Source organism: Lysobacter hankyongensis, assembly GCF_039543145.1.
In the GTDB taxonomy this organism is placed as follows: Bacteria; Pseudomonadota; Gammaproteobacteria; order Xanthomonadales; family Xanthomonadaceae; genus Lysobacter_I; species Lysobacter_I hankyongensis.
Genome location: NZ_BAABJE010000018.1, coordinates 80550 through 104216 on the forward strand (window position 1 = coordinate 80550; position 23667 = coordinate 104216).

At 68.5% G+C, this 23667-nt stretch carries 22 protein-coding genes; 5 read left to right on the plus strand and 17 right to left on the minus strand.

Going from position 1 to position 23667, the window contains the following annotated elements; translation table 11 throughout:
• Positions 1 to 159 precede the first annotated feature (159 nt).
• The 3 genes from ABD974_RS16880 to ABD974_RS16890 form a co-directional block, all read right to left on the minus strand.
• Positions 160 to 2229 (minus strand): XVIPCD domain-containing protein, encoded by a 2070-nt coding sequence (locus ABD974_RS16880; protein WP_345304510.1) that lies wholly within the window; start codon positions 2227 to 2229, stop codon positions 160 to 162.
• An 85-nt stretch (positions 2230 to 2314) separates the two neighbouring features.
• The gene (locus tag ABD974_RS16885; RefSeq protein WP_345304511.1) at positions 2315 to 5107 is read right to left on the minus strand and encodes a protein kinase domain-containing protein; all 2793 of its coding nucleotides are present in this window, start codon (positions 5105 to 5107) and stop codon (positions 2315 to 2317) included.
• Positions 5108 to 5188: 81 nt separating this feature from the next.
• The gene (locus ABD974_RS16890) at positions 5189 to 5839 is read right to left on the minus strand and encodes an ECF-type sigma factor (protein WP_345304512.1); all 651 of its coding nucleotides are present in this window, start codon (positions 5837 to 5839) and stop codon (positions 5189 to 5191) included.
• 136 nt (positions 5840 to 5975) lie between these two features.
• Between ABD974_RS16890 and ABD974_RS16895 the strand changes: the two genes are divergently transcribed.
• Positions 5976 to 7799, plus strand: coding sequence for a monovalent cation:proton antiporter-2 (CPA2) family protein (locus tag ABD974_RS16895; RefSeq protein ID WP_345304513.1), 1824 nt, complete (start codon positions 5976 to 5978; stop codon positions 7797 to 7799).
• Between the two features lie 49 nt (positions 7800 to 7848).
• Here ABD974_RS16895 and ABD974_RS16900 read toward each other — a convergent pair whose 3' ends face one another.
• On the minus strand, positions 7849 to 9600 hold the full coding sequence (locus ABD974_RS16900; RefSeq protein ID WP_345304514.1) for a M28 family metallopeptidase: 1752 nt from the start codon (positions 9598 to 9600) through the stop codon (positions 7849 to 7851).
• Complete coding sequence (locus ABD974_RS16905) at positions 9597 to 10229, minus strand: hypothetical protein (protein WP_345304515.1); 633 nt, start codon at positions 10227 to 10229, stop codon at positions 9597 to 9599. Before ABD974_RS16905 ends, ABD974_RS16900 begins: the two co-directional genes overlap by 4 nt.
• 103 nt (positions 10230 to 10332) lie before the next feature.
• On the opposite strand from ABD974_RS16905, the gene ABD974_RS16910 reads away from it, so the two are divergent.
• Entirely contained in the window at positions 10333 to 10986 is a 654-nt protein-coding gene (locus ABD974_RS16910; RefSeq protein WP_345304516.1) for a DUF2238 domain-containing protein, read from the plus strand.
• A 148-nt stretch (positions 10987 to 11134) separates the two neighbouring features.
• Here the strand turns inward: ABD974_RS16910 and ABD974_RS16915 are convergent, their stop codons facing one another.
• From ABD974_RS16915 to ABD974_RS16925, 3 genes are all read right to left on the minus strand, one after another.
• Positions 11135 to 11956, minus strand: coding sequence for a TrbM/KikA/MpfK family conjugal transfer protein (locus tag ABD974_RS16915; RefSeq protein WP_345304517.1), 822 nt, complete (start codon positions 11954 to 11956; stop codon positions 11135 to 11137).
• 406 nt (positions 11957 to 12362) lie between these two features.
• Positions 12363 to 13163 carry a rhomboid family intramembrane serine protease gene (locus ABD974_RS16920; protein ID WP_345304518.1) on the minus strand — a complete coding sequence of 267 codons (801 nt, stop codon included), beginning with the start codon at positions 13161 to 13163 and terminating at the stop codon, positions 12363 to 12365.
• A gap of 79 nt (positions 13164 to 13242) precedes the next feature.
• Positions 13243 to 14211: a TerC family protein gene (locus ABD974_RS16925; RefSeq protein ID WP_345304519.1), complete on the minus strand. Its 969-nt coding sequence runs from the start codon at positions 14209 to 14211 to the stop codon at positions 13243 to 13245.
• Between the two features lie 265 nt (positions 14212 to 14476).
• On the opposite strand from ABD974_RS16925, the gene ABD974_RS16930 reads away from it, so the two are divergent.
• Both ABD974_RS16930 and ABD974_RS16935 read left to right on the plus strand, forming a co-directional pair.
• Complete coding sequence (locus ABD974_RS16930; RefSeq protein ID WP_345304520.1) at positions 14477 to 15646, plus strand: class I SAM-dependent rRNA methyltransferase; 1170 nt, start codon at positions 14477 to 14479, stop codon at positions 15644 to 15646.
• Positions 15647 to 15676: 30 nt separating this feature from the next.
• Positions 15677 to 17056 carry a DNA recombination protein RmuC gene (locus ABD974_RS16935; RefSeq protein ID WP_345304521.1) on the plus strand — a complete coding sequence of 460 codons (1380 nt, stop codon included), beginning with the start codon at positions 15677 to 15679 and terminating at the stop codon, positions 17054 to 17056.
• Positions 17057 to 17101: 45 nt separating this feature from the next.
• Here the strand turns inward: ABD974_RS16935 and ABD974_RS16940 are convergent, their stop codons facing one another.
• Genes ABD974_RS16940 through ABD974_RS16965 form a run of 6 tightly spaced genes read right to left on the minus strand, consistent with a single transcriptional unit; the run spans position 17102 to position 21243 of the window.
• Entirely contained in the window at positions 17102 to 18166 is a 1065-nt protein-coding gene (locus tag ABD974_RS16940) for an MlaA family lipoprotein (protein ID WP_345304522.1), read from the minus strand.
• Positions 18167 to 18217: 51 nt separating this feature from the next.
• Positions 18218 to 18508, minus strand: a complete 291-nt coding sequence (locus ABD974_RS16945) for an STAS domain-containing protein (protein WP_345304523.1) — start codon at positions 18506 to 18508, stop codon at positions 18218 to 18220.
• Positions 18505 to 19176 (minus strand): MlaC/ttg2D family ABC transporter substrate-binding protein, encoded by a 672-nt coding sequence (locus tag ABD974_RS16950; RefSeq protein ID WP_345304524.1) that lies wholly within the window; start codon positions 19174 to 19176, stop codon positions 18505 to 18507. Before ABD974_RS16950 ends, ABD974_RS16945 begins: the two co-directional genes overlap by 4 nt.
• A complete protein-coding gene (gene mlaD / locus ABD974_RS16955; RefSeq protein WP_345304525.1) occupies positions 19173 to 19700 on the minus strand; it encodes an outer membrane lipid asymmetry maintenance protein MlaD in 528 nt (175 codons plus the stop codon). Before mlaD ends, ABD974_RS16950 begins: the two co-directional genes overlap by 4 nt.
• Before the next feature lie 8 nt (positions 19701 to 19708).
• Positions 19709 to 20458, minus strand: a complete 750-nt coding sequence (locus tag ABD974_RS16960) for an MlaE family lipid ABC transporter permease subunit (protein ID WP_345304526.1) — start codon at positions 20456 to 20458, stop codon at positions 19709 to 19711.
• Positions 20458 to 21243 (minus strand): ABC transporter ATP-binding protein, encoded by a 786-nt coding sequence (locus ABD974_RS16965; protein WP_425562726.1) that lies wholly within the window; start codon positions 21241 to 21243, stop codon positions 20458 to 20460. Before ABD974_RS16965 ends, ABD974_RS16960 begins: the two co-directional genes overlap by 1 nt.
• A gap of 237 nt (positions 21244 to 21480) precedes the next feature.
• Here ABD974_RS16965 and ABD974_RS16970 point away from each other — a divergent pair, with 237 nt between their 5' ends.
• Entirely contained in the window at positions 21481 to 21771 is a 291-nt protein-coding gene (locus ABD974_RS16970) for a DUF6916 family protein (protein ID WP_345304527.1), read from the plus strand.
• A gap of 159 nt (positions 21772 to 21930) precedes the next feature.
• On the opposite strand, the gene ABD974_RS16975 is transcribed toward ABD974_RS16970, so the two are convergent.
• The 3 genes from ABD974_RS16975 to ABD974_RS16985 all read right to left on the minus strand — a co-directional run bounded on the left by ABD974_RS16975 (position 21931) and on the right by ABD974_RS16985 (position 23666).
• The gene (locus ABD974_RS16975; protein WP_345304528.1) at positions 21931 to 22512 is read right to left on the minus strand and encodes a GNAT family N-acetyltransferase; all 582 of its coding nucleotides are present in this window, start codon (positions 22510 to 22512) and stop codon (positions 21931 to 21933) included.
• Position 22513: 1 nt separating this feature from the next.
• Complete coding sequence (locus ABD974_RS16980) at positions 22514 to 23041, minus strand: phage tail protein (protein WP_345304529.1); 528 nt, start codon at positions 23039 to 23041, stop codon at positions 22514 to 22516.
• 88 nt (positions 23042 to 23129) lie between these two features.
• Complete coding sequence (locus ABD974_RS16985) at positions 23130 to 23666, minus strand: phage tail protein (protein ID WP_345304530.1); 537 nt, start codon at positions 23664 to 23666, stop codon at positions 23130 to 23132.
• Position 23667 lies beyond the last annotated feature (1 nt).

Below are 23667 nucleotides of genomic sequence, written 5' to 3' on the forward strand. Positions count from 1 at the left end.
CGAATCGCAGGGTTCCGTGAAGGATAGCGGGATTCGGGCGGCGCGAGGATCATGCCCGCGAGGTGCCATGATGCCCCCGCCCGCGCATCGGGTTCGATGCGGCGCCGCAGGCCGGGTCCGGCGCTTTCGGCTCGTCGAAGACCCGACCTGCCGCTCCGTTCACGCCATCCGCATCGCGGTGCGCGTTTCGATCTCCGCCTGCGACGGCTGCTGCCCGCCGGATTGCGATTGCGCGATCTGCCGCTGCGATTCCTCGGCGGGCACCTTCGCCGCCTCGCGGATCGCGACGCTCGCGGTCCTGCTGAATTCGGAGCGTTCGTCGCCCTGGATCGCGATCAGGCGCGAGCCGTCGCTGCTGGGCACGACCGCATCGATCTGGCGCAGGCCGCCCCTGTTGGCGGCGAGCGTCAGCGCAGCGGCGATGTTGTCGGCTTCGCCGGGCGCTCTGGGGCGCGTGCCGTCGTCCATCGCCGCCAGTGCGGCGAGCGCCTTGCGCATGCCGGCCTCGCCGTCGCGGGTTCCGGTCTGCCGCGCGTCGGTTTCGACCGAACCGCCGTCTTCGAGCATCGAATAACTCTTGCCGTTGCGGCTGCGCGACTTCAGCTCCTGGTCGATCATCTGATCCACCGGGCGCTCCACGCCGAACTTCTGCGCGATCTTCACCATCGTCTTCATGAATTCGTCGAGACGGTCGTCGCCGAGCTTCAATTTCTCCGCGATCTTGAAGCCGCCCTCGACGACGCCCTTGGCGATGCCCACGTTCACGGCCTGCACCAGTTTCTCCGCGCTGATGTCGGAGAGCTTGTTCTGGCCCACGACCTTGCCGACCTCGGCCAGCACGTTGCCGCCGATCGCGGTGGCCAGCGGAAACAGCAGGTCTTCGCCGCTCTTCGAGAATTTGTCCAGCACCTTGTCCTTGAAGATCGCATCGCCCACCACCGCCGATGCGGCTTCCTTCACGGTCGAGGTGATGGCTTCGGTGCCGCTGATGTCGCCGCTGGCGTAGCGCAGACCGATCGCGGTTTCCTTGATCAGGAATTTCGCGCGCGGGCCGACCACCGGCAGCACGCCGACCAGATCGGCGACCTGGTCCGCGGTCTTGAACTGGCTTTCGCGCAGGTCGTCGACGGTCTTGACCACTTGCTGTGCGCTCTGGGTGCGGAAATCCTTGCTGACGATGCCCAGCAGTTCCTCGGCGCGCTCTACCGCCTTGACCAACGCGACATCGTTCCGTGCGGAACCGTCGCCGTTCTGCGCATCCTTGATCGCCTTGATGGCATCGGGCGCGTTCTTGAAGACGTAGCCGTAGAACGCGCCCATCGAATGGACCTGGTTCTTCTTTTCGTACCAGTCCAGTACCGCCTGCAGTTTCTCCAGGCGATCGGGCGCGGTTTCGCGCGCCTGCGCGGGGTCGATGGTGAAATTGCCGGTGACATCCTGCTCGGACAGGATCCTGCCGTTGCCCAGCAGGCTCGCGGCCGGCGTGAGGTGTTTGTCGGTGAGGGTCTTCTCCAGGTCGCGCAGCGTCTGCAGGTTGGTCGCATCCAGCACCGGCGGTTTGGCCTCCGCGATGACCTTGATGGATTGCGACAGTTCCGCCAGCGGCTGCACGACCGGTTCGCCCGAGGTCATCGTCGCGATGAGCTTGCGCGCGGCCAGCGCATCCTGCAGCGCGTGATAGCCCTTGCTGGCCTGTTCGGGATCAAGGCCCGAATCGAGCAGCGTTTCGTAGAGCTTTTGCGTGGCGCGCTTCGACGCCTCTTCGTCGGTGGTGCCGTTTGCCACGGTACCGGCGAAGAATGTCTGTGCGTCCTGATAACGACCCGGGCGTTTCTCGTCGATGCGCTGGATCATCATCTCCACGTCCGCGGACATCGCCCCGAGGCGGTCTGTCGACAACAGTCCCGCATCACGGATTTCCGCCAGCGCTTCGGCGGTGTTGCCGCGATGGAATCCGGCGTCGCGCAGGCGCCCTTCCTCGATGGCGACGCCGGCCTTGTTGGCGCGGGACAGGGCCGACATCAGCAGTTCGCGTTGTTCAAGCGAGTAGCCCGCGTCGTGCAGCAACTGGTTCACGCTGCCCTGCCGCGACGGTTGTTCGTTGAATTCGTTCTTGATGTTCAGTCCGGGCGTCTGGATCGTGCGCGAAAACAGTGCGTGATAGGCGCGCTGCGCGGCTTCGCGCTTGCCGGCATCGGCGCTCGTTTCGGCATTCGTTTCAGTGGTCATGCTGCGGTCTCCGTGTCGCTGCGCAGGGGCGGCGGTGCTTTTCCGGTGGTCTGTCATCGTGGTCGCAGAAAGCGCCCGTCACCCGTCATCGCGGCGATGGCTGCGCCTTCCCCGTCCCGGAAGACAGGCTGCGGAGCAGGGCTTCGGCCTCGATCCGCGGGCGGGCATCGGGCGAGGTCTCCGCGCGCAGCACCGGCAGCGCCTGCAGCAGCAACGCCCGGGCGCGTGCGGCATCGCCCAGGCGGGCGGCGGCGTGGGCGCGCGAGGCGCGGATTTCGGCGCGGGTCAGCGGATCGTCGTCGGTCGCGTCCATCCGCGTCAGCGCGAGGCCGAAGGCGCGGTCCGCCTCGTCGAAACGGCCGCGTGCCGCGGCCAGAAGTCCGCGCCGCCGCGCCGTGTAGAGGAAGGCCGGATGCGCGTCCGGCAGCTGCGCTTCCAGTACCGGTGTGGTCTGATCCAGGATCGCCTGCGCTTCGTCCAGCGCGCCGGCGTTCAACAGCACCACGAACATGCTGATCCGGCCGAACGCATTCTCCAGCGCAGGTGCGCTCCGCAGCCACGGGTCGGACAACAACCGCCGCGCGGCCTGCAATGCCGCCGGATGCTGGCCCAGTTCGCTGCGCGCGCGCGCCAGATTCGACCACGCGATGCTGCGCAGCCTGCGGTAGGCGGCGTGGGTGTCGGGCAGCGTCGCCAGTGCGGCCTCCGCGCTGGCCGCGGCCGCGGCGTAATCGCCGAGCGCGTACTGCGCGCGGCAACGGTTGATGTCGATCGAGGCGAGCACCGCGACCTTGTCCGGGCTCAGGCGCGCCTGCGTGGCGCGCGCGCGGTCGAAGTGCGTCAGCGCCTCGCGATATCGACCGAGATCGGCCAGCATCGTGCCCAGGTTGTTGTCGATGGTGGCGGTGACGACGCTGCGTTCGCCGAACAACTGCCGGGCGCGATCGCGCGCGCGCTGCGCATCGGCCAGTGCGGCCTGCGCTTCGCCTTCGAACTGGCGCCAGCGCGACAGCGCCAGCCAGGTGTCGATCCACAGCGGCGATGCCGCTTCCAGCTCGGTGTCGGCCAGCGCGAGCAGCGCCGCGCTGCGCGCCGCGCCCTGCGCCGAGGCGTCGCCGCTTTCGCTGGCGGCATCGAGCCGCGCGATCGCCAGTTCGACCGGGAAGCCGCGCTGCGGCGGTGCGGCGGCGGCCAGCGTCTGCGCTTCGGCGAGCGCGCGTTCGGCCAGGGCGAAATCGCGCCATTCGATCGCCGCCTTGCCCTGCAGCAGCAGTGCGGTCGCCAGCGCCTGCGGATCCTCGCGCCGATGCGCTTCACGCAGTGCGCGCATCCGCGCGAACGCGGGTGCCGCTTCCGTATAACGCTCCAGCGCGTTCAGCGCCTGTCCGCGGGCGGCGTGCGCGCGCGCCAGCAGATCGTCGTCGCGGCCGTCGTGCAGCCGTGGCGTCGACCGCGGTTCCGCCAGAAGCCGCAGCGCTTCGTCCGCGGATTTCAGCGCCGGCTCCGGATCGCCGATCGCGACGTAGATCTCCGCGACCGCGACGATCGACGCGATGCTGCGCCACGCGGGGTCCAGCGCGCGCGCGTCGCCGCTGTCGCGCAGCCGCCGGCGTTCGCGCTGCAGCAGCGCTTCGATCCGCGCCTGCGCCTGCGGATTGCCGCCGGGCGACAGCGCCACCAGCAGCGACGACTGCAGATCCTGCGCCAGCAGCGCGTTCTTCTCCGCGGCCCGCGCCCGCGTGCGTTCCGCCGACAGTTGCAGTACGAACGCGACCGCCAGCAGCGCCGCGGTTCCGGCGCCGAGCAGCGGCCAGCGATTGCGCCGGCAGAATTTCCCGCTGCGCACCCACCATGTCTGCCGCGACGCGGCCAGCATCCGGCCTTCGAGAAACCGTTCGACGTCCATGCGCAGCGCCGCGATCGAGGCGTAGCGATCGTCGGGGGCGTGCGCGGTGGCGCGCGCCAACAGTCGCGACAGATCGCCGTCCAGGGCGCTGCGGATCGCGGGATCGGCGAAGGGATCTCCGGTGGCGCCATCGCGCGCGCGCCGCGACAGCGCGCCGTCGGTGAGGATCTCGACCAGCAGAAGGCCGGCCATGTAGACATCGGTCGCGGTGGTCGGCGTGCGGCCGTCGCGCAGTTCCGGCGCGGCGTAGATCGGGGTGAACGCCACGGTGCGCTCGGCGTGGTGCTCGCCCGCCCCGCTGTCGTCGAGCGCCCGGCCGATGCCGAAATCTATCAGCGCGGTCGAGCCGTCGGCGCGCACCAGCACGTTCGACGGCTTGAGGTCGAGATGCAGGATCAATCGCTGGTGCGCATGTTCGATCGCCAGACAGATCTGCCGGAACAGTCGCAGGCGTTCGCGCTGCGGCGGTCGCCGCTCGGCGAGATGGCGCAGCAACGGCTCGCCTTCCACGTACTCCATGACGAAGTAGGGCGTGCCGTCTTCGGTTTCGCCGCCATCGATCAGCCCGGCGATGCCGCGATGGTTCAGCGCCGCCAGCAACGCACGCTCGCGCGCGGCGCGCCGCCGCAGCGCCGCGGTGGAGGCGCCGTGCAGGCGCTTGAGCGCGACCCGCTGCGCGCGGCCGTCGATGTCGCGTTCGGCCAGCCACACGCCGGCCATCCCGCCCTGGCCCAGTTCGTCGATCAGCCGATAGCGGCCGATCCGCTGCGGGGCCGCGGCGTCGGCGGACAGGGCCGCCAGCAGCGGCGCGCGCAGCGGGTTGTCGGCCGCGTCGTTGGCCAGCAGGGCGTCGACGGTGTCGCGGATCGTCGGATCGTGCTCGGCCGTGCGCAGCCACGCCGCGCGCGATTCCGGCGGCAGCGAGAGCGCGGCATGGAACAGGGTTTCGATCCGGGCGAGGGCGTCGGTCATCGGCAAGGTTTCCTGCGCGGCGCGGAAGGCGCCCGCCTCTCTGCAGGTCGTCGCGCCGCGGCCCGACCCGTCACCATCGGGTCAACGATCGTCTTCCGGCGGCGGTGCGGTGTCCGACAGCCGGGTCTTCAGCCAGGCGCGGGAGAAGCGCAGGTCGCGTTCGACGGTGCTCAGGCTCAGGCCCAGGGTCGCAGCGATCTCGGTCTGCTCCAGGCCCACGATCAACGCCAGTTCGACGATCCTGCATTTGCGCGGGTCCAGCGCCTCCAGTTCGATCAACGCACGCTCCACGTCCAGCCAGCGGTCCGCGCCGGCCCCGCCGACCGCGGCGATGCTGATCTGCAGCGCGTCCAGCGAGGTGACTTCGCCGCCGCCGCGCTTGTCGGCGTCGCGGCGGCGCACCAGATCGATCAGGGTGTGACGCAGCGCGGCGGCGGCGATCTTGAACAACTGCCGGCGGTCTTCCGCGTCGATCGGGCTCTGGATCAGTTTCAGCAGCACTTCGTGGACCAGTTCGGTCGGATCGACGACGGGCCGCGCCTGTTCGCGCAGCCGGTGGGCGGCGATGCGCTTGAGCTGGGAATAGATCGCCGCAGCGAGACGGTCGCGGGCATCGGCATCGCCGGCATTCCAGCGCACCAGCAGCGCGGTGATCTCGTCGGGGTCGCGGCGGTGGATGTCGCGCTCCGCGGCGCGCGCGGAATCGACGGTGCTGGCGAGCGGTTCGTTCACCGGCCGAACCTTATCAGGTCTTCCGCATCGCCCGACAGGCACCGCGCGGGCGTCGGATGCACTGTCCCGCACGCGGCCGCACGCCGCGATTGCGGGTGGGCGCGGTGCGCGGTTACTGTCCCTGCCGGAGGTGCTCATGCACGGCGATGGTCTGCAACTCGCGTTGGTATTCCTGCTCGCGGCGGTGGTCGCGGTGCCGCTGTTCAAGCGCTTCGGCCTGGGCGCGGTGCTGGGCTATCTGGCGGCGGGCGTGGCCCTGGGGCCGTTCGGGGTGAAGGTGATCCGCGACGCCGAGCCGGTGCTGGCCGCCAGCGAAATCGGGGTCGTGATGATGCTGTTCGTCATCGGCCTGGAATTGTCGCCGGCGCGGCTGTGGGTGATGCGCAAACCGGTGTTCGGGGTCGGCGGCCTGCAGGTGTTGCTCTCCGGACTGGCGCTGGGCGGCGTGGGGCTGGCGTTCGATCTCGGCTGGAAAGCCGCGCTGGTGGTGGGATTGGCGCTGGCGCTGTCCTCGACCGCGGTCAGTCTGCAGCTGTTGTCCGAGCGCAAGGCGCTGAACAGCCCGCACGGGCGCCTGGCCTTCGCGATCCTGCTGTTCCAGGATCTGGCGGCGATTCCGCTGATCGCCGCGATCCCGCTGCTGGGCGTGGCCGCGGCCAGTCCCGATCCGGTCTGGCAGGACGTGCTGAAGGCGGTCGCCGCGATCGTGGCGGTGGTGTTCGGCGGGCGCGTGCTGTTGCGCCAGTTGTTCCGGCTGGCCGCGCGCATCGGCGTGCCGGAGATGTTGACCGCGAGCGCGCTGCTGGCGGTGCTCAGCGCGGCCTGGGCGATGCATCTGGCCGGCCTGAGCATGGGCCTCGGCGCCTTCCTCGCCGGCGTGCTGCTGGCCGATTCCGAATTCCGCCACGAGATCGAATCGCAGATCGAACCGTTCAAGGGCCTGCTGCTCGGCCTGTTCTTCATGGCCGTGGGCATGAGCATCGATCTGGCGCTGATCGCGGCCGAGCCGTGGACGATCGTGCTCGGCAGCGTCGCGCTGCTGGCGGTGAAATCGCTGCTGTTGTTCGGCATCGGCCTGCGTCCGGGGCGGTTGGATTGGCGCGAGGCGCTGCAATTGGGCGTGGTGCTGGCGCTGGGCGGCGAGTTCGCGTTCGTGGTGCTGTCCGAAGCGGTGAAGGCGAGCCTGATCGACGCGGCGCTGCAGAACCGGCTGGTGGCGATCGTCGGTCTGTCGATGGCGCTCACGCCGCTGTCGATGATCGCGGTCGCGCGCCTGCTGCGCGCTCTTCCCGATGCCGCGCCGTCGCGCGCGTTCGACACGATTCCCGACCATCAGGCGAAGGTCATTCTTGCCGGGTTCGGCCGCTTCGGGCAGATCGTGGCGCGCATGCTGGTGGCGCAGAAGATTCCGTTCGTGGCGCTGGAGACCGATGCGGTGCAGGTGGATTTCGTGCGCCGCTTCGGCAATGTCGTCTACTACGGCGATCCGGCGCGGCCGGACCTGCTGCGCGCCGCGGGCGCGGGCCACGCGAAGATCTTCATCAATGCGATCGACAATCCGGACGCCAGCCTGCGCGCGACGCGCGTGGTGCGCCGGCTGTATCCGGAGCTGAAGGTGTTCGCGCGCGCGCACGACCGCCGCCACGCCTGGCAATTGATGGATCTCGGCGCGAACGTCACCCGCGAAACCTTCGCGTCCGGCCTGGAGATGGGCCGCGATGTGCTGATCGCACTCGGCATTCCGCCGGAGCAGGCGGCGCAGCGCGCGCAGCGGTTCCGCGAACACGACGAGGAACTCCTGGCCAGCCAGCATCTGATCTACGACGACGAAGCGGCGCTGCTGGAAAGCGCGAAACAGGCGCGCAGCGAACTGGAGCAGTTGTTCGAGGCCGACGTCGAGCCCGATGCCGTGCCCGACGTGGTGTTCGACGACGACCCGTCGCCCGCCGCGCGGCGTTGAGCGCGGCGCGCGTCTTCGCGACCCGACGTCGCAGAGTTGCTTCGCGGGATTACTTCGCCGGTGCGAACCGGTCGCCGAAGAAATCGCCCGCGTTCCAGCGCGGACGTTCGCCGGCATCGCCGACGAGGCGGCCGAGACGCGCGTTGAGTTTCGCCAGCCGCAGCGCGTCGCCCCAGGCGATCGGCAATGTCGCTTCGTCGCTCGGCTGGTGGTAGTGATCGCGCAGGAATTTGCGCAGCGCCAATTTCGGGTCGCGCTCGCCGTCGGCGGAGCGCATGCCGCCGGTGAGATAGATCGCGGGAATGCCGGCGCGGATGAAGGCGTACTGGTCGCTGCGCACGAACACCACGTCTTCCGGGAACGGATCCGGCGACAGCGCCACACCGATCTCTTTCGCCGCCGTGTCCAAAGCCGTCTTCAGCGAGGAATGCTCGACGCCGATCGGCACCACGTCCCTGCTCGGCGCCAGCAGCACCGGCATGTCCATGTTGATGTTGGCGATCAGCGAATCCGCGGCCACCGTCGGATGCGTGGCGAACCATTCCGCGCCGAGCAGGCCCTTTTCCTCGGCGGTCAGCGCGACGAACAGCAGCGAACGCTTCGGCGCGGTCTTGTCGGCCTTCAGCGCGCGCGCGGCTTCGAGCATGATCGCGACGCCGAGGGCGTTGTCGAGCGCGCCGTTGTAGATGCGGTCTTCGACGCCGTTCTCGTCCTTCACCGGCGCGCCGATGCCGATGTGGTCCAGGTGCGCGGTGTAGACGATGTGCTCGGCGGCCAGCGCGGCGTCGCTGCCGGGCAATTTCGCGACCACGTTGCGCGAGGTCACCGGTTCGATCTTCGTGCGTCCGGCCAACGCGAGCGTGCCCGGCAGCGCGAAGCCCTTCAGCGTGCCGGCCTCGGCGGCGTCGAACAGTTGCGCGGCGGTGCGCGGGCCGTCTGCGAAGATCAGATCGGCCGCGGCCGCGCTGACCGTGGCCAGCCCGCGCAGTTCGGGGAAGGTGCCGAGGCCCTTGCCGTCGGGTCCGCGCAGACGCATCCCCGCGCGCTGCCAGTTGTCGGCGCCGCGCGACCACGGCGATTCGGCTTCGTCCTTCGGCGTGTTGACGAACACCGCGCCGACAGCACCGCGCTCCGCCAGGGCGCGCAGTTTCTCGCGGGTGGCGCTGTGGAACGCGCGGCGATCGTTGTCGAAGCGCGCGGGCGCGCCGCCGAAGACCACGGCGATCTTGCCCTGCAGGTCGAGTCCGGCGAAATCGTCGTGGCCCAGTTCCGGTGCGTGCACGCCCTGGCCGACGAACACCGCGGGCGCTTCCAGCGCGTGTTCGCTCGCGTTGAAGTTCAGCGTGGGCAGGAATTGATCGCGGAAACGCAGTGCGATCTCGCGACCGTTGCGCTTGACCACCAGCGCGGCGCCCTCGGCTTCGCGCGTGGCCTTCAGCAGCGGCACCGTCTGGAACCAGGTGCCGTCGTCGCCGGCGGGCTGCAGGCCGATGTCGGCATACCGTTGCGCCACGTACGCCGCGGCGAGATCGTAGCCGCGGGTGCCGGCCTCGCGGCCCTCGAAGCGGTCGTCGGCGAGCGTGCGCACGTCGTCGGCGATGCGCTGTTCGTCGGCGTTCGCCGGTGCGGTCGTGGTCGGCGGCGTCGCCGGTGCGGAAATGGTCGGCCCCTCGGGCGCGGATGCGTCGCGCTGGCAGGCGGCGAGCAGCACGCATGCGAGCAGGGTCGGCAGAACGGTGCGGATCGTGGTGCGGGATACGCTGGGGGAGTTGGCGTGGCGTATGGCATGAAGCAGGTTCATTGCATCGTTTCCTCGGGCAGCAGCGTGCCCAGTGCGACCAGCGCCCACCACAGCGCGCCGATGCCCAGCCAGACATAGTTCGCAAGCGTCAGACGGCGGTTGGCCTCGGCTGCGGGATCGCCGCAGGCGATGTTGGCCGCGCGTTGCGCGTGGTAGATCGAAAGGGTGGAACAGGACAGCACCACGATCAGCAACAGGACGCTGGCGTGGAGCGAGATGACCGTCTCGGGCAGGCGGTCGAGAATGCGTCCTCCGATCGCGGCGACCACGTAGAGCGTCGCCCAGCCGCCCGGCGACCAGCGGTGGCGCTGGCCGCTGCGGACGATGCGGTAGTCGAATTCGTTGTAGAGGCTGTGGGCGAAGAAGATCGAAAAGATCGCGCGGGGCACCGGCCAGATGTCCAGCCGCTTGTCGATCTTGTGGAGCTTCCAGTGGCGCCAGAACCAATACAGCGTGTAGAAGCCGAACGTGGCGAACATCAACAGCGCGGCCTTGGTCGGCGCGACGACGTAGAAGCGCGCGGGCGTCGCCGCGATGCCGCTGTCGGCGATTTCGGCGATGCGTGCGGCCGGCGGCGCGTAGGGATTGTCGGCCGCCTGCGCCTGGCCGCGGTCGTTCTGTTCGTGCATGCGGGCCTCCCCGGGAGGCCGCAAGCATGCCGCAGCGGCCCGCCGGGCGCCACGCCCATGCGCCGGGGTAAGATCGCGACGACCCTGCCGTGGAGCGCCGCGAATGTCGAACCATCCCATCGCCGTGCCGCCTGCATCGGTCGAACGCAAACTGCTGCTGGCCATCGTGCTGATCGCGCTGGTGGTGTCCGGCATCGCGCCGAAGGATCGGCTGACCTGGTTGCTGGAGGTGATCTGGGCGATCGTCGCGATGCCGATCATCGCGCTGAACTGGCGCCGCTTCCCGCTGACCCGGCTGCTGTGCTGGCTGCTGGTGGCGCACGCCCTGGTGCTGATCCACGGCGGCGCCTACACCTATGCGGAAACGCCGCTGGGCTTCCAGTTGCGCGATGCCTTCACCGCCCTCGGGCTGGAGGTCGAGCGCAATCCCTGGGATCGCGTCGGCCATCTGATGCAGGGCTTCGTGCCGGCGATCCTCGCGCGCGAACTGTTGCTCCGGCTGACCCCGCTGCGTCGCGGTGGCTGGCTGGTCTATCTGGTGCTGGCGGCCTGCCTGAGCTTCAGCGCGTTCTTCGAGCTGATCGAATGGTGGGCCGCGTTGATCTACGGCGCGGACGCCGACGCTTTCCTCGCCACCCAGGGCGACCAGTGGGACACCCAGTGGGACATGTTCCTCTGCCTCTGCGGCGCGGCGGTGTCGCTGCTGCTGTGGTCCCGCCTGCACGATCGGCAGCTGGGAACACAGGCCGGCGCCTGACGCGAGCGGGATCTCCTCAATCCGTACGGCAGGCTCGACGCGCAGGGCCCGACGCGTCCGACAGCGCACGAATTCCGGGCATGAAAAAGGCGGGGTCGCCCCCGCCTTTTTCGCGAACCCGGGCCGGGCCCGGTGGTGCGCGCTTCGATCAGAAGCGACCGACCGCCGCGGGATCGCGCGAGGCCGGAACCGCGCCGTTGGTGTCGTTGGCGACCGCGGTCGTGGCGGCACCGCCGTCGACCCAGTAGCCGCCGTCGTATTCATAGATCGTGTTGCCTTCCGAATCCTGGTAGGTCCGGACGACATACTTGTCGACATAACGCGGCTGGGTGCTTTCGACGTCGGTGTACTCGTGGTCGAAGTACGCGGCGCAGTACGAAGGCATCTGGTTGCTGATCTCGTATTCGCCGTCGATGCCGGTCCAGGTGCGCAGGCTCTGGTTCAGCGAGGCCGCGTCGCAGCGACCGGCACCGTGGCCGATGGCTTCGACCAGCGTGCCCATCTGCGGGGTGTCGTCGGAGGTCGGGCACAGCTTCAGGAAGTTGATGCGCGCCTGGATGGTCTTCCACGGCTTGCTGAGGTTGATGCTGAAGTACTTCCGCAGCGAGGCGGCGCATTCGCTCGGCGGGCCGCCGGTCGAGAGGCAGAGGATCGCTTCGCAGGCCGAGCCTTCGTCGCCGCTGAGCATCTGGCCCTGTTGCTGGCCCATGATCTCGTCGACCATGCCCTGCATCTCGCCGGAGAGGCTGGTGCTCTGGTTCGCACCGTTGGGATCGACGCCTTCCGGCAGCTGATTGGCCGCATTGCCGTCGTAACGGGCGTCCGGAGCGGACGAATCGTAGCCCTCGGGCAGCTGCGAGGCCGCATTCGGGTCGTACTGGCCGGTGTTACCGCCGTCCTGCGCGCTGGCAGTGGCCGCGGAGGCGAGCAACAGCGCCGTCAGCGCAACCGAAATCGCTTTCTTGTTCATGACTTCACTCCAGTAGTCAAAACCGCACGTCGTCAATTCGCATGGGGGTGGTCCGCCGTCGCCGACGGTTCCGTGATTGTGCCGCACGACCCGGCCAGGCCGGTCGATCATTGCTTCAGTGCCCCTGCTTTCGACGACGGTGAAGCCGCGTGACCGTGGTCGCGCGATTCCGCAGCAGAAGCTCCCGGTTCAGGTTAGCGGACTCGTGCTGCGTTTTGCAAAGCATGGCGATTGCGGCGACGGCATCGGCCTCTTGAGGGGGACTGCGCCCCATGGCGATGTAACGATTTGATTTTGAAAAGAAACGTCAATTGCCGGCGTCAATCGCGGATCACATGCCGTCGATCCGATGCCGACCGCTCGTCGGAATGGTCCCGGATGGGCGGCAGATCGGGGCCGAAACGGGTCAGGTCGGCCCCGGGCCAGGCCCCGCGTCCTCGGGGCGGACGCGGGGTGGTTCGCGCCGTTCGAAGGGCAGCACCACGCCGCGTTCCTCCTGCGGGCGATGCCAGAGGACCGGTACGTCATGAGGGGCGGGCGGTTCCAGTTCGGCGTCGGGTCCGGCCTCTTCCTCCAGCTCCCAGCTGTAGCGTTTGCGCGGCGGCAGCGGGTCGGCGCTGCGGAACAGGAGCGCCGACAGCGCGCCGCCGAGCGCGCCGCCCAGGTGCGACTGCCAGGACACGCCGGGCTCCTGCGGCAGCACGGTCAGCAGCATGCCGCCGTACAGGAAGAACGCGATCATCGCCGCGGCGATCGATGGACGGTCGCGGCGCAGCAGGCCGAGCACGAACACCAGGAACATCAGCCCGTGAGTGACGCCGCTGGCGCCCAAATGGTGGCTGCCGGGATCGCCCAGCAGCCAGGCGCCCAGCCCCGACCCCAGCCACAACAGCGGCAGCGCGCGCAGGGTCGCCTTCGGATAGACGCTGCCGGCCAGTGTGCCCAGCAGCAGCAGCGAAGCGGCATTGGCGGCGATGTGCTCGACCGAGCCGTGCAGCAGCGGTGCGGTCAGCACGCCCCACAGGCCCGGCAGGCTGTGCGCGGTGACCGTCAGCGGGCGATAGTCCTCGCCCTGCTGCAGCGCGAACGCCGCCGCCAGCACCAGCACGAAGGCCAGACTCAGATTCAGGGCCCGCAACAGGCGCCGCCGATCGGCGGCGCGCTGGGCGGGAGTGTCGGGCAGGTCTTCGGGGGTGTGCAGTTGCATCGTCAAGCTGTGGTGCCGGAGGCGGGCCCGATCAAGGCCGCCCCGATGGCGGGGCGGCCGTGCCGACGCAACAGAGCGTTCAGTCCCGCGACGCGGTCACCGGCGGGGCCGCCGGTCGCAGCAGACTCAGCGCCACGGTCGCGGCGATGGTGGCGGCCACCACGCCCAGCGACCACAGGATCGGGATCTTGTAGACGTCGATCAGCAGCATCTTCACGCCGATGAACATCAGCACGATCGCCAGCCCGTACGGCAGCAGGTGGAAACGGTCGGCCATGCCCGCCAGCAGGAAGAACATCGCGCGCAGGCCCAGCACCGCGAACACGTTCGACGTCAGCACGATGAACGGGTCGCTGGTGATCGCGAAGATCGCCGGAATCGAATCCACCGCGAAGATCACGTCGGTCACGCCGATCAGCACGATCACCACGAACAGCGGCGTGTACCAGCGCTTGCCGTCCTTCAGCACGCTGAAGGCGTTGCCGTGGTAATCCGCGGTCAGCGGCAGGTGGCCGCGCATCCACTTCAGCGCGGGGTTCTTCTCCAGGTCCGGCGCCTTGCCCGCGGCGAGCAGCATCTTGACGCCGGTCAGCAGCAGGAACGCGCCGAAGACATAGAGGATCCAGTGGAATTTCGCGAGCAGGAAGGCGCCGGCGAAGATCATGATCGCGCGCAGCACGATCGCGCCGATCACGCCGATGATCAGCACCTTCTGGCGCTGTTCCTCGGGCACCGCGAAGTAGGTGAACAGCATCAGGAACACGAAGATGTTGTCGACCGCGAGCGATTTCTCCACCAGGTAACCGGTGAGGAATTCCAGCGCCACGCGATTGCCGACGACATCGCCGGCCTGCTGGCTGACGTACCACCACAGGCCGGCGTTGAACGCCAGCGCCAGGCCGATCCAGCCGATGCTCCAGTACAGCGCTTCCTTGAATGTCACCTTGTGCGGCCCACCATGGCGCATCAGCACCAGATCGACGAGCAGGGCGACGACGACGAGGACGGCGAACGCGCCCCACAACAACGGACTACCGATCGTGGTCATTGAGAAAAACTCCGGTTCGGAAACGAGAACGCCCAACCGCGAGGCTGGGCGTCGTATTCCGGAACCGGCGCGCGAACGCGACCGGGCGGGGATAGAGCTTCGCCGTGCGGCGAAGGTCTCGCTCGCGATCGCGCTGTTGCTGCGACCGCCGTCCGGCCGGGGCGGAGCCCGTATTGACGACCGGAACGTTCGGGAGCTACTCCCCTTCTGGAGCGACGATTGTTTTGCAAATACCCGGGCGCGTCAACCCCATTACAATGACAACATGAACGCACCGTTGCCCGAAATCCGTCTCAGGAACACCTGGACCTCGCGCCACCCCTGGATCTTCCAGAAACTGGTGGAAAAACCCGTCCAGCGGCCCAAGCCGGGCAGCCTGGTCGAGATCGTCGGCAACGATGGCGTCTGGGTCGGCCGCGGTTTCTACAACGGCCATTCGCGGATCTCGCTGCGCATCCTGGAGCGCGATCCCGACATCGCCATCGATGCCGACTGGTTCGCGGCGAAGATCGCCGCAGCCGTGCATCTGCGGCGCGAGGTGCTGAAACTCGATGCGGTCTCCGACGCCTGGCGCGTGGTCCACAGCGAAGGCGACGGCCTCAGCGGCCTGGTGGTGGATCGTTACGGCGATCTGCTGGTGGTCGAATATTTCAGCGCGGGCATGTTCCGGTATCGCGAATGGATCTATGCCGCGCTGCGCGAGCAGTTCCCGGGCTGCCGCTTCCACGCTTTCGCCGACGAGCACGTGCAGAAGCAGGAAAGCTTCGATTTCCGCGGCAGCGAACCGGCCGCGCCCGCGATCATCACCGAGTACGGCGTGAAGTTCCGCGCCGATCCCGCCGGCGCGCACAAGACCGGCTTCTTCGCCGATCAGCGCGACAACCGCGAATGGCTGTCGCACCAGTGCGCGGGCAAGCGCGTGCTGGACCTGTGCTGCAACACCGGCGGTTTCGGCGTCTACGCCGCGGTGCGCGGCGCCAGCGAAGTCGTCGGTATCGACATCGACGACGCGGTGCTGGAAATCGCCCGCGGCAACGGCAAGTTGAACAACGTCCGCCCGCGCTTCGTGCAGGCCGACATCTTCCCGTGGCTGCGCGATGCGGCGAATGCCGGCGAACAGTTCGACGTCGTGATCCTGGATCCCGCGAAGATGACCCGCGATCGCGAGCAGGTGATTCCGGCGCTGAAGAAATATCTCGACATGAACAAGCTGGCGATGGGCGTGGTGAAGCCCGGCGGCCTGTTCGCGACCTTCTCGTGCACCGGTCTGGTCAGCGAGGAGCAGTTCCTCGACATGCTGCGCCGCGCCGCGTTCTACGCGGGCCGCACGGTGCAGGTGCTGAAGGTGGCCGGCGCCGGCGCCGATCACCCGTGGCTGACCGACGTGCAGGAAAGCCGCTACCTGAAGGCGGTGTTCTGCCGCGTGGTGGACTGATGCCGGCATCGCCGCGGCTACATTGAAGCCATGCCCCATACCGATCTTCTGTTGATCCTGCTGCTGGCCGCCGTTGCGGCCGTCCTTGTCCTGCTGGTCGTATTGCTGCTGCGCAAGCCCGACGCCGCGCTCGATCGCCTGCGCGCGCGGGTCGAGGAGGCGCTGCGCGAGGAGCAGCGCGCCGGTCGTGGTGAACTGCGCCAGCAGCTCGACAGCCTGGCATTGAGCCAGGGCCAGCGGATCGAGGACTTCGGCCGCAGTCTCGGCGACCTCACCGCACGCACCGACGCGCGGCTGGACGAACTGCGGGCCGCGCTCAACGACGATGCGCACAAGGCGCGTCTGGAGCTGGCGACGCGGCAGACCCAGTTCGCCGACGCGCTCGGCGCGCAATTGCGCGAGCTCACCGATCGCAACGAACAGCGGCTGGGCGAGCTGCGCGCCACGCTCGAACAGAAACTGGGCGAACTGCAGGCCGGCAACGAAGCCAAGCTCGAACAGATGCGCGCGACCGTCGACGAGAAACTGCAGTCGACCCTCGAAACGCGCCTGACCGAAAGTTTCGGCAACGTCGCGCAGATGCTGGTGCAGGTGCATCAGGGTCTGGGCGACATGAACAAGCTGGCCTCGGACGTGGGCGGCCTGCAGCGCGTGCTCACCAACGTCAAATCGCGCGGCATCTTCGGCGAGGTGCAGTTGGCGGCGTTGCTGGAACAGGTGTTCGCGCCCGATCAGTACGCGGCGAATGTGAAGACCGTGCCCGAGCGCAACGAAGCGGTGGAATACGCGGTGCGCTTTCCCGGATCCGAGCGCGATGCGCCGGTGTGGCTGCCGATCGACGCCAAGTTCCCGCGCGAGGACTACGAGCGGCTGCTCGATGCGCAGGAGCAGGGCGACGTGGAGGCCGCGCGCGCCGCCGGCGATGCGCTCGAGCGCCAGGTGCGCAAGCAGGCGCGCGAGATCCGCGACAAATACGTCTCGCCGCCGCATACCACCGAGTTCGCGATCCTGTTCCTGCCGACCGAGGGCCTCTACGCCGAGGTCCTGCGCCGCCCCGGTCTGGTCGAAGCGCTGCAGCGCGATCTGCGCATCGCGGTGGCCGGCCCGACGACGCTGCTGGCGTTGATGACCAGTTTCCAGATGGGCTTCCGCACGCTCGCGATCCAGGAGCGGTCCAGCGAGGTGTGGCGCACGCTGGGCGCGGTCAAGACCGAATTCGCCAAGTTCGGCACGGTGCTGGACGGCGTGAAGAAGAAGCTGGACGAAGCCAGCAACAAGATCGAGGAAACCAGCGTGCGTTCGCGCGCGCTCGGGCGGAAACTGCGCGAGGTCGAGGCCTTGCCGGCAGGTGAGGCGCAGAAACTGCTGGGCGATATCGCGGCCGAGGATGCGACCGGCGACGACGCCTGAGCGACGGCCCGGACACATGCGTTCCGGGCGTTTTTCGATCGTGGGTTACGGCGAACCGGGGATCACCGGAATCGCGTCGATCGGCACGGTCGGATTGTCTTCGTTGTTCTGCAGGTATTCCGGCAGCGCGGCTTCGTCGTCGCTGTCGGCGCGGTCGCCGGAGATCTGATAGTTGCGGCGCTGCAGCCAGGCGTCGCGCACCAGCGCGTAGTCGTCGGCGGCGCCTTCGCGCATCCGGTCCACGCTCAGCAGCTGGGTGCGCACGTTGACCAGTTGCAGGCCCTGCAGGAACACGCGCACCTTGTCCTCTTCTATCGGACGGATCGGCGACAACGGTGCGTCGCCGGCCATGCCGAGGGCGTCGCGGACGGTGCGGGGCCCGAACAGCGGCAGTTCGACGTAGCGCGATTTCTTCCAGCCCCAGACGCCGAGCGTCTGGCCGAAATCCTCGCTCTTGTTCGGCAGTTTCGCCGAGGTGGCCGGATCGAACAGGCCGCCGATGCCGAGGGTGCTGTTGAGCAGGAAGCGGCCGATGGACTGCCCGGCCTGTTTCGGCTTGCCCTGCAGCAGCGCGTTGACCGCGCTGACCGGCTGGCCGAGGTTGTTGAAGAAGTTGCTCACGCCCAGGCGCACCGGGCGCGGCACCACTTTCACGTAGGCGGTGGCCAGGGGCTTCGCCACGCGCCGGTCCACGACATCGTTGAACCGGTGGACGCGACGGTTGTATTTCTCCCACGGGTCGTAGCTTTGAGGCAGCGCCGCGGGCTCGGGCAGATTCGGGTCGGCGATCGGGTCGTAGACCTGCGGTTCCGGCGCACCGTAGATCGCGGCGAAATCGCGCTCGGCGTCGGTCGGTTGCAGCGATGCGGGTTCGGCACCGGCGACGACTTCGGCGGTCTGCGTGGACGCGTCGATGGGTGCCTGCGCGTTCGCGTCGACCGTGCTTTCGGCGGTTTGGCTTTCGGCAGTCTGAGCCGCGGGTGTATCCGCGGCGGCGACCACCGCGACCGGCGGCGGGGCGTCTTGGGTGACGGCCTGATGCGCGCAGCCGCTGGCGAACAGGGCGGCGGCGAGAAAGGCCGCCCGGGGGAGGAGGCGGTGCTGGTTCATGGCGCGAGTGTAGCCTCTGCGATCATGGTGGGGGCCCGCTGGAGCGGCCGTTCAATCCCGGGCGAAGGTCAGATCGTGGCCGAGCCGGTAGGCCCCGCGCAGTTCGGCGAACCCTTCGGGTCGACCTTCCACCGAAACTCCGCCGGCACGTGCGGCGAGCAGCGAAATCAAGGCCAGGCCGGCGCTGTCGATGGATTCGACCGCGCTCAGATCCAGGCGCCGGATGCCGCTGGCATCGGCCGGCAGCCGCTTCCACAGACCGGTCACCGCATGCCGCAGCAGCGGGCCGCGGAAACGCAGTGTTTCGCCATCGCGGACGATCTCGCAGGCCGTGGCGTTCACTGCCCGGCGTCCGCCTTCAGTTGGCCGTTGCGCAGTTCGGTCGCGACCTGACGGATCGATTTGCGCTGCAGTTCGGTGTCGAACTGGCTGCGGAAGGTCTGCACGTAGGACACGCCCTCGACCATCACGTCGAAGACCTTCCACTGCGTACCGGTCTTGCGCATGAAGTAGTCGACCGGGATCGGTTCGCCGCCCTGGCGCAGGAATTCGCTGGCGACGCGAACGCCCTGGCCTTGTGGCAGGGCCTTTTCCGATTTCACGCGCACGCGCAGCTGGGTGTTGAAGTCGAGCAGCGAAGAGCCGTAGCGCTGCATCAGGTTGTCGGCCAGCGCGTCGGCGAAGAGTTTCACGTCTTCGTCGGCGGCGCCGCGGCCGTGACGGCCCAGCACCAGGCGTGCGGCATAGTCGCGATCGAACATCGCGTTGAATTCGGTGGTGATGAACGTGCGCAGCGCGGTGCGGTTCTTCTGGAACTCGCCGCGACGCTTTTCCAGCGTGGTGAGCACGCGCTGGCTGTTGTTGAGCACCAGTTGGCTGGGGCTGCCCTGCATGGTCGCGGACGCCGGGGTGGCGCGCGCCGGGGCGGCGGCCTGTTGCGCGAAGGCGGGCGCCGTGGCGAACAGCGCGGCGCCGAGCAGGACGGTCGTGAGCGGGGTCTTGAGGGTCATGGGGTCTGTCCGGTGGGGGAGGCGTCGGAAGAGGTGTTGGAGTCGTCGGCGTCCGGCTTGGTTCCGCCGGGGCCGCCGAAGATGTATTTGCCGGCCATCTGGATCAGATCGACGGCGGGCGCGGTGAAGGCGATTTCGTCGCCGGGTTTCAGCGCGGTCATGTCGCCGCCGGGCTGCAGGCCGACATAGCTTTCGCCGAGCAGGCCGCCGGTGAGGATGCTGGCGGACGTATCGATCGGCAGATCGGCATAGCGGCGGTCGATGTCGAGCACCACGACGGCGTCGAGTTTCTTCGGGTCCAGCTCGATCGAGGCCACCTTGCCGATCGCGACGCCGCCGATCTTCACCGGCGCCATCGGCCGCAATTGGCCGAGATTGGTGAAGCGGGCCTTCAGTGGATAGGTGTCTTCGCCGAAACCGAACTTGCCGTTGGTGGAAGCGATCGCCAGCACCAGCAATGACGCCAGGGCGAGCAGAAGGAACGCGCCGACGGCGAATTCGAGGCGGGGGCCGCGTGCACTCATGGGAGACCTCAACGGAACAGAAAAGCGGAAAGGACGAAATTGAACATCAGCACCAGCAGCGAGGCGTTGACCACGGCGCGGGTGGTGGCCACCGAGGTGCCTTCGATGGTCGGTTCGGCGTGATAGCCCACGTACGAGGCGACCAGCGCCGCGGTGCCGCCGAACACGGCGGATTTCAGGAACGCAGGCAGGAAGTCCTCGTGGAAATCCACGGCGTCCTTCATCACCTGCCAGAACGCGCCGTTGTCGATGCCCAGCACCTGGACGGCCTGGAACCAGCTGGCCGAGATCGCCAGGCTGCAGAAGATCGCAGTGAGCAGCGGCACGGTGATCACCGCCGCCCAGAACCGCGGCGCCACGGCCTTGCCGACCGGGTCGATCGCCATCAGGCCGAGCGCGGTGATCTGGTCGGTGGCGCGCATCAGGCCGAGTTCGGCGGCGATGGAACTGCCGGCGCGGCCGACGAACAGCAGCGCGGTGAGCACCGGCGCGAGTTCGCGGTACATGCCCAGGCCGATCAGGGCGCTGATCTGGTTGGCGGCGCCGTAGGTCTGCAGCGCGCGGTAGCCCAGCAGCGTGATCGACAGGCCGACGAAGGCGCCGCCGACCGCGATGATCGGCAGGCTGCGCGCGCCGATCTTGTAGATCTCGCGGGTGAGTTCCTGCCAGAAGTCCGCGGTGGGCTTGCTGGCGCGGAAGACCGAGAGCGAGAACAGGCCGGCGCGGCCGATGCCGCGGAGGGTGTCGACGACGGCCATCACGCGGCCTCCGTGCGCGGCGCGGCATCGAAGGGAATGGGGCCGTCGGGCTCGCCCTTGAGGAATTGCCGGACGAGGGGATCGCCGGTGGTCTCGAGTTCGGCCGGGGTACCGTCGAAGACGATGCCGCCGTTGGCGATGACCACGGCGCGGTCGGCGATGGGCAGGGTTTCGTGGACGTGGTGGGTCACGATCAGGCTGGTCAGGCCGAGGCTGGCGTTGAGCCGGGCGATCAGGCTCATGATCACGCCGCTGGCGATCGGGTCCAGGCCGGTCAGCGGCTCGTCGTAAAGCATCAATGGCGGATCCAGCGCCAGGGCGCGGGCCAGTGCGACCCGGCGCGCCATGCCGCCGGAGAGCTCGCGCGGATAGAGGTCGGCAGCGGCGCGCAGGCCGACCGCATGCAGCTTCATCTCGACCAGGTGGCGGATGACCTCGGCCGGCAGATCGGTGTGGGTGCGCAGCGGCAGGGCGACGTTCTCGGCCGCGGTCAGATCGGTCAGCAGGCCGTTGCCCTGCAGCAGCACGCCGATGCCCTTGCGCAATTCCAGCAGCGCGCGCTTGCGCTGCGGCACCGGCCGGCCCAGCACTTCGACGCTGCCGGCGGCAGGCGTGAGTTCGCCGGTGAGCGCCGAGAGGAGGGTCGACTTGCCGCAGCCCGAGGGCCCGAGAATGGCGGTCACGCTGCCTTGCGCCACGGTCAGATCGATGTCGCGCAGGATCGTGCGCGAGCCGCGATCGAGGCGGAGTGCGGAGACGCGGACGGCGGCGGGGGTGATGGGCATCGGGTCGGCAGGAGGCTCTGGAGCGATGGGGGCAGGGGCACAAACCCGTTCAGGATGGCGTCCGCTGGCTGAATCTTGCGGGAGTGGGGCGGGCATTGTCCCCGCATGTCGCGGGGTTGTCTGCGCCCGCCCCGATGCCGGGTGTCGCCCGCGATGGCTTGTGCCCGGGCGCCGCAGCGGCGAGGATGTGCCGCCGCTGCCGGGTCGCGCAGCACAGGGGCCGGGGGCCGGAATTCGATGGAGCTGCTGACGCTGGAACATTTCGCCGGATGCGTGAACGAGACGTTCACCGCGGCGCTGAACGATATGGATGTGGAATTCGTGCTGGTCGAAGCGCGGCCGCTGGAGACCCGGGCCCAGAATCCGATGCGGGCGCCGTTTTCGCTGCTGTTCCGCAATACCTCGCCGATCCTGTTCCCGCAGCAGATCTACGCCATGCGTCATCCGCGGGTGGGCGAGGCCGGGATTTTCCTGGTGCCGATCGCGCAGGAGCGCGCCGGCTTCCTGTATCAGGCGGTGTTCAACTGATCTGCCGACGCATGCGGCGGCTTGAACGCGACATCATCCGGGCCGTGTCCATGGCCGGTGGACACGAATCAACACGGTTCCGGTAGAGCGGCGAGGCCGCAGGCATGACCGGAAAAGCACCGGCCTGATTTTCGACAGTCGAAGACGGGTCAGGCCGTTCTACCGCGGGACGTCGGCATGATCGGGCGCGCGCCATCGCATCATCTGATGCGTGCCGGTCACGCCGCCGTCGGCCGTGAAGCCGAGCCGTTCGTAGAGGCGTCGCGCCTTGGGGTTGGAGATCTGCACGTGCAGGTACATCCCGCAGCCGAGCGCGGCGGCATCGGTTTGGCTCTGCCGGATCAGCGCTTCGCCCACGCCCTGGCCACGCATGCCCGGGAACAGGCAGATATCGACGATGAGGTGATCCGGGGTCGTCCGCTGCAGGTAATAGCGGCCCACCGGCCCACGACCCTGGCGTTCGATCGCCAGGAAGTCGGTATCGCCGTAGTGCGCCAGATAGTGCTGGTGCTGGAGCGCGAACTGCTGGTCGAGAAAGGCCCGTTTCGCGGTGTCCGGCCAGGGCACCGGGGCCATTTCCTCGGCACGGGTGCTGGCGTAGAGATCGCGCAGCCACGGCAGGTCGTCGTCGCGCAGCGCGCGCAATGAAAACCCGCGTCCGGCGAGGGACGCGGGGATGTCGGTGCGGCCGGGCCGTTCCGCGGGGAACGGCGCCAGCCGCGCGGGAATCGCGACCGTCATGTCACGGGAACGACGGGTAGATCCCCTGCAGCGCGATGCAGAAATTCACGCCGAGATACGGTTGCTGGTTCTGGTGGGGCTGGCCGCCGCCCTGGCTGGGCGAGAGCATGTTCGGAGCGAACGTGGTGTTGGGGGCGCCGGAGGAGAAAGGTTTGTTCGCGGCGATGCCGGGCTGGGACAGGCCGCCGTTCGCCGAGGGCGTGCCCGCATTCGCCGGCACGAATGCGTTGATGCCGTGGTTGTGCTGCGGGATCTGGTTGCTGGTCAGCGTGACGGTGTTGACGCCGAAGGTCTGGCCCAGCGTGCGCGGGCTCAGTCCGGGTCCGTTGCCCTGTTCGCAGCCTGCGCGGCCGGCGAAGTTGGGCAACTGGAACGTGGTCTGGCCATTGCCGCCGTAGATGGTGCCGATCAGCGAGAACAGTGCGGTGTTCTGGGAGATCGGCAGCGTGGCGCCGTTCGCGAACGCCCAGCCGCGCGGGTTGAAGTTGAATCCGAACAGCTGGATTTCGCCGATGTAGGGTTGCGTCATGAATTGATTCCTCCGATGAGGTGCCGCGGCATCGCCGCGGCCGCGCCGGCATGGCGCGGTGGAATGGCGGTGTGTGCGGGCGCGGTGGTCATGCCTGCGACGGGAAGATGCCGAAGGTGGCGATGCAGTACTGCACCGTCAGCGTGGGCATGCAGTTCTCGTGCGGCTGGCTGCCGCCCGCGAGGCTCGTCGACTGCGCCGACATGGCGACCTGCGTCGCCCCGGTGACATCGGACACATAGAAACTGTCGCCGCTGACCGCGCCGGGAAGCAGCGTATTGCCCGGCGTCAGGCCGCTCGCTCCGCCGTTCGTCGCGACGAGCGTGTGGGTGTGCGCCGGCATCTGGGTCGGCAGCACGGTCACGGTTTCGGTGCCGGCCCGTTGCCCGATGACGTAGTTGCTCAGTCCCGGACCCTGGCCCTGGTGGATCGGCAGGCGACCCCGGAGGTCCGGCACGGCGAAGGTGGTCTGGCCGTCGCCGCCATAGGTGGTGCCGATCAGGGCGAACAGGGCGTCGTACTCGGAAATCGGCAGCAGGCTGCCGTCGCAGGCCTGCCAGTTGTTGGGCGCGCCGCGCGTGCCGAAAGCGAACATGCGGATTTCGCCGATATAGGGAGTGCTCATG

What these genes read in the sequence shown, in the direction of transcription:
- ABD974_RS16880 (WP_345304510.1), bottom strand. Translation starts at nt 2,229, where the DNA reads ATGACCACTGAAACGAATGCCGAAACGAGCGCCGATGCCGGCAAGCGC.
- ABD974_RS16885 (WP_345304511.1), bottom strand. Translation starts at nt 5,107, where the DNA reads ATGACCGACGCCCTCGCCCGGATCGAAACCCTGTTCCATGCCGCGCTC.
- ABD974_RS16895 (WP_345304513.1), top strand. Translation starts at nt 5,976, where the DNA reads ATGCACGGCGATGGTCTGCAACTCGCGTTGGTATTCCTGCTCGCGGCG.
- ABD974_RS16900 (WP_345304514.1), bottom strand. Translation starts at nt 9,600, where the DNA reads ATGAACCTGCTTCATGCCATACGCCACGCCAACTCCCCCAGCGTATCC.
- ABD974_RS16905 (WP_345304515.1), bottom strand. Translation starts at nt 10,229, where the DNA reads ATGCACGAACAGAACGACCGCGGCCAGGCGCAGGCGGCCGACAATCCC.
- ABD974_RS16910 (WP_345304516.1), top strand. Translation starts at nt 10,333, where the DNA reads ATGTCGAACCATCCCATCGCCGTGCCGCCTGCATCGGTCGAACGCAAA.
- ABD974_RS16915 (WP_345304517.1), bottom strand. Translation starts at nt 11,956, where the DNA reads ATGAACAAGAAAGCGATTTCGGTTGCGCTGACGGCGCTGTTGCTCGCC.
- ABD974_RS16920 (WP_345304518.1), bottom strand. Translation starts at nt 13,163, where the DNA reads ATGCAACTGCACACCCCCGAAGACCTGCCCGACACTCCCGCCCAGCGC.
- ABD974_RS16925 (WP_345304519.1), bottom strand. Translation starts at nt 14,211, where the DNA reads ATGACCACGATCGGTAGTCCGTTGTTGTGGGGCGCGTTCGCCGTCCTC.
- ABD974_RS16930 (WP_345304520.1), top strand. Translation starts at nt 14,477, where the DNA reads ATGAACGCACCGTTGCCCGAAATCCGTCTCAGGAACACCTGGACCTCG.
- ABD974_RS16935 (WP_345304521.1), top strand. Translation starts at nt 15,677, where the DNA reads ATGCCCCATACCGATCTTCTGTTGATCCTGCTGCTGGCCGCCGTTGCG.
- ABD974_RS16940 (WP_345304522.1), bottom strand. Translation starts at nt 18,166, where the DNA reads ATGAACCAGCACCGCCTCCTCCCCCGGGCGGCCTTTCTCGCCGCCGCC.
- ABD974_RS16950 (WP_345304524.1), bottom strand. Translation starts at nt 19,176, where the DNA reads ATGACCCTCAAGACCCCGCTCACGACCGTCCTGCTCGGCGCCGCGCTG.
- mlaD (WP_345304525.1), bottom strand. Translation starts at nt 19,700, where the DNA reads ATGAGTGCACGCGGCCCCCGCCTCGAATTCGCCGTCGGCGCGTTCCTT.
- ABD974_RS16960 (WP_345304526.1), bottom strand. Translation starts at nt 20,458, where the DNA reads ATGGCCGTCGTCGACACCCTCCGCGGCATCGGCCGCGCCGGCCTGTTC.
- ABD974_RS16965 (WP_425562726.1), bottom strand. Translation starts at nt 21,243, where the DNA reads ATGCCCATCACCCCCGCCGCCGTCCGCGTCTCCGCACTCCGCCTCGAT.
- ABD974_RS16970 (WP_345304527.1), top strand. Translation starts at nt 21,481, where the DNA reads ATGGAGCTGCTGACGCTGGAACATTTCGCCGGATGCGTGAACGAGACG.
- ABD974_RS16975 (WP_345304528.1), bottom strand. Translation starts at nt 22,512, where the DNA reads ATGACGGTCGCGATTCCCGCGCGGCTGGCGCCGTTCCCCGCGGAACGG.
- ABD974_RS16980 (WP_345304529.1), bottom strand. Translation starts at nt 23,041, where the DNA reads ATGACGCAACCCTACATCGGCGAAATCCAGCTGTTCGGATTCAACTTC.
- ABD974_RS16985 (WP_345304530.1), bottom strand. Translation starts at nt 23,666, where the DNA reads ATGAGCACTCCCTATATCGGCGAAATCCGCATGTTCGCTTTCGGCACG.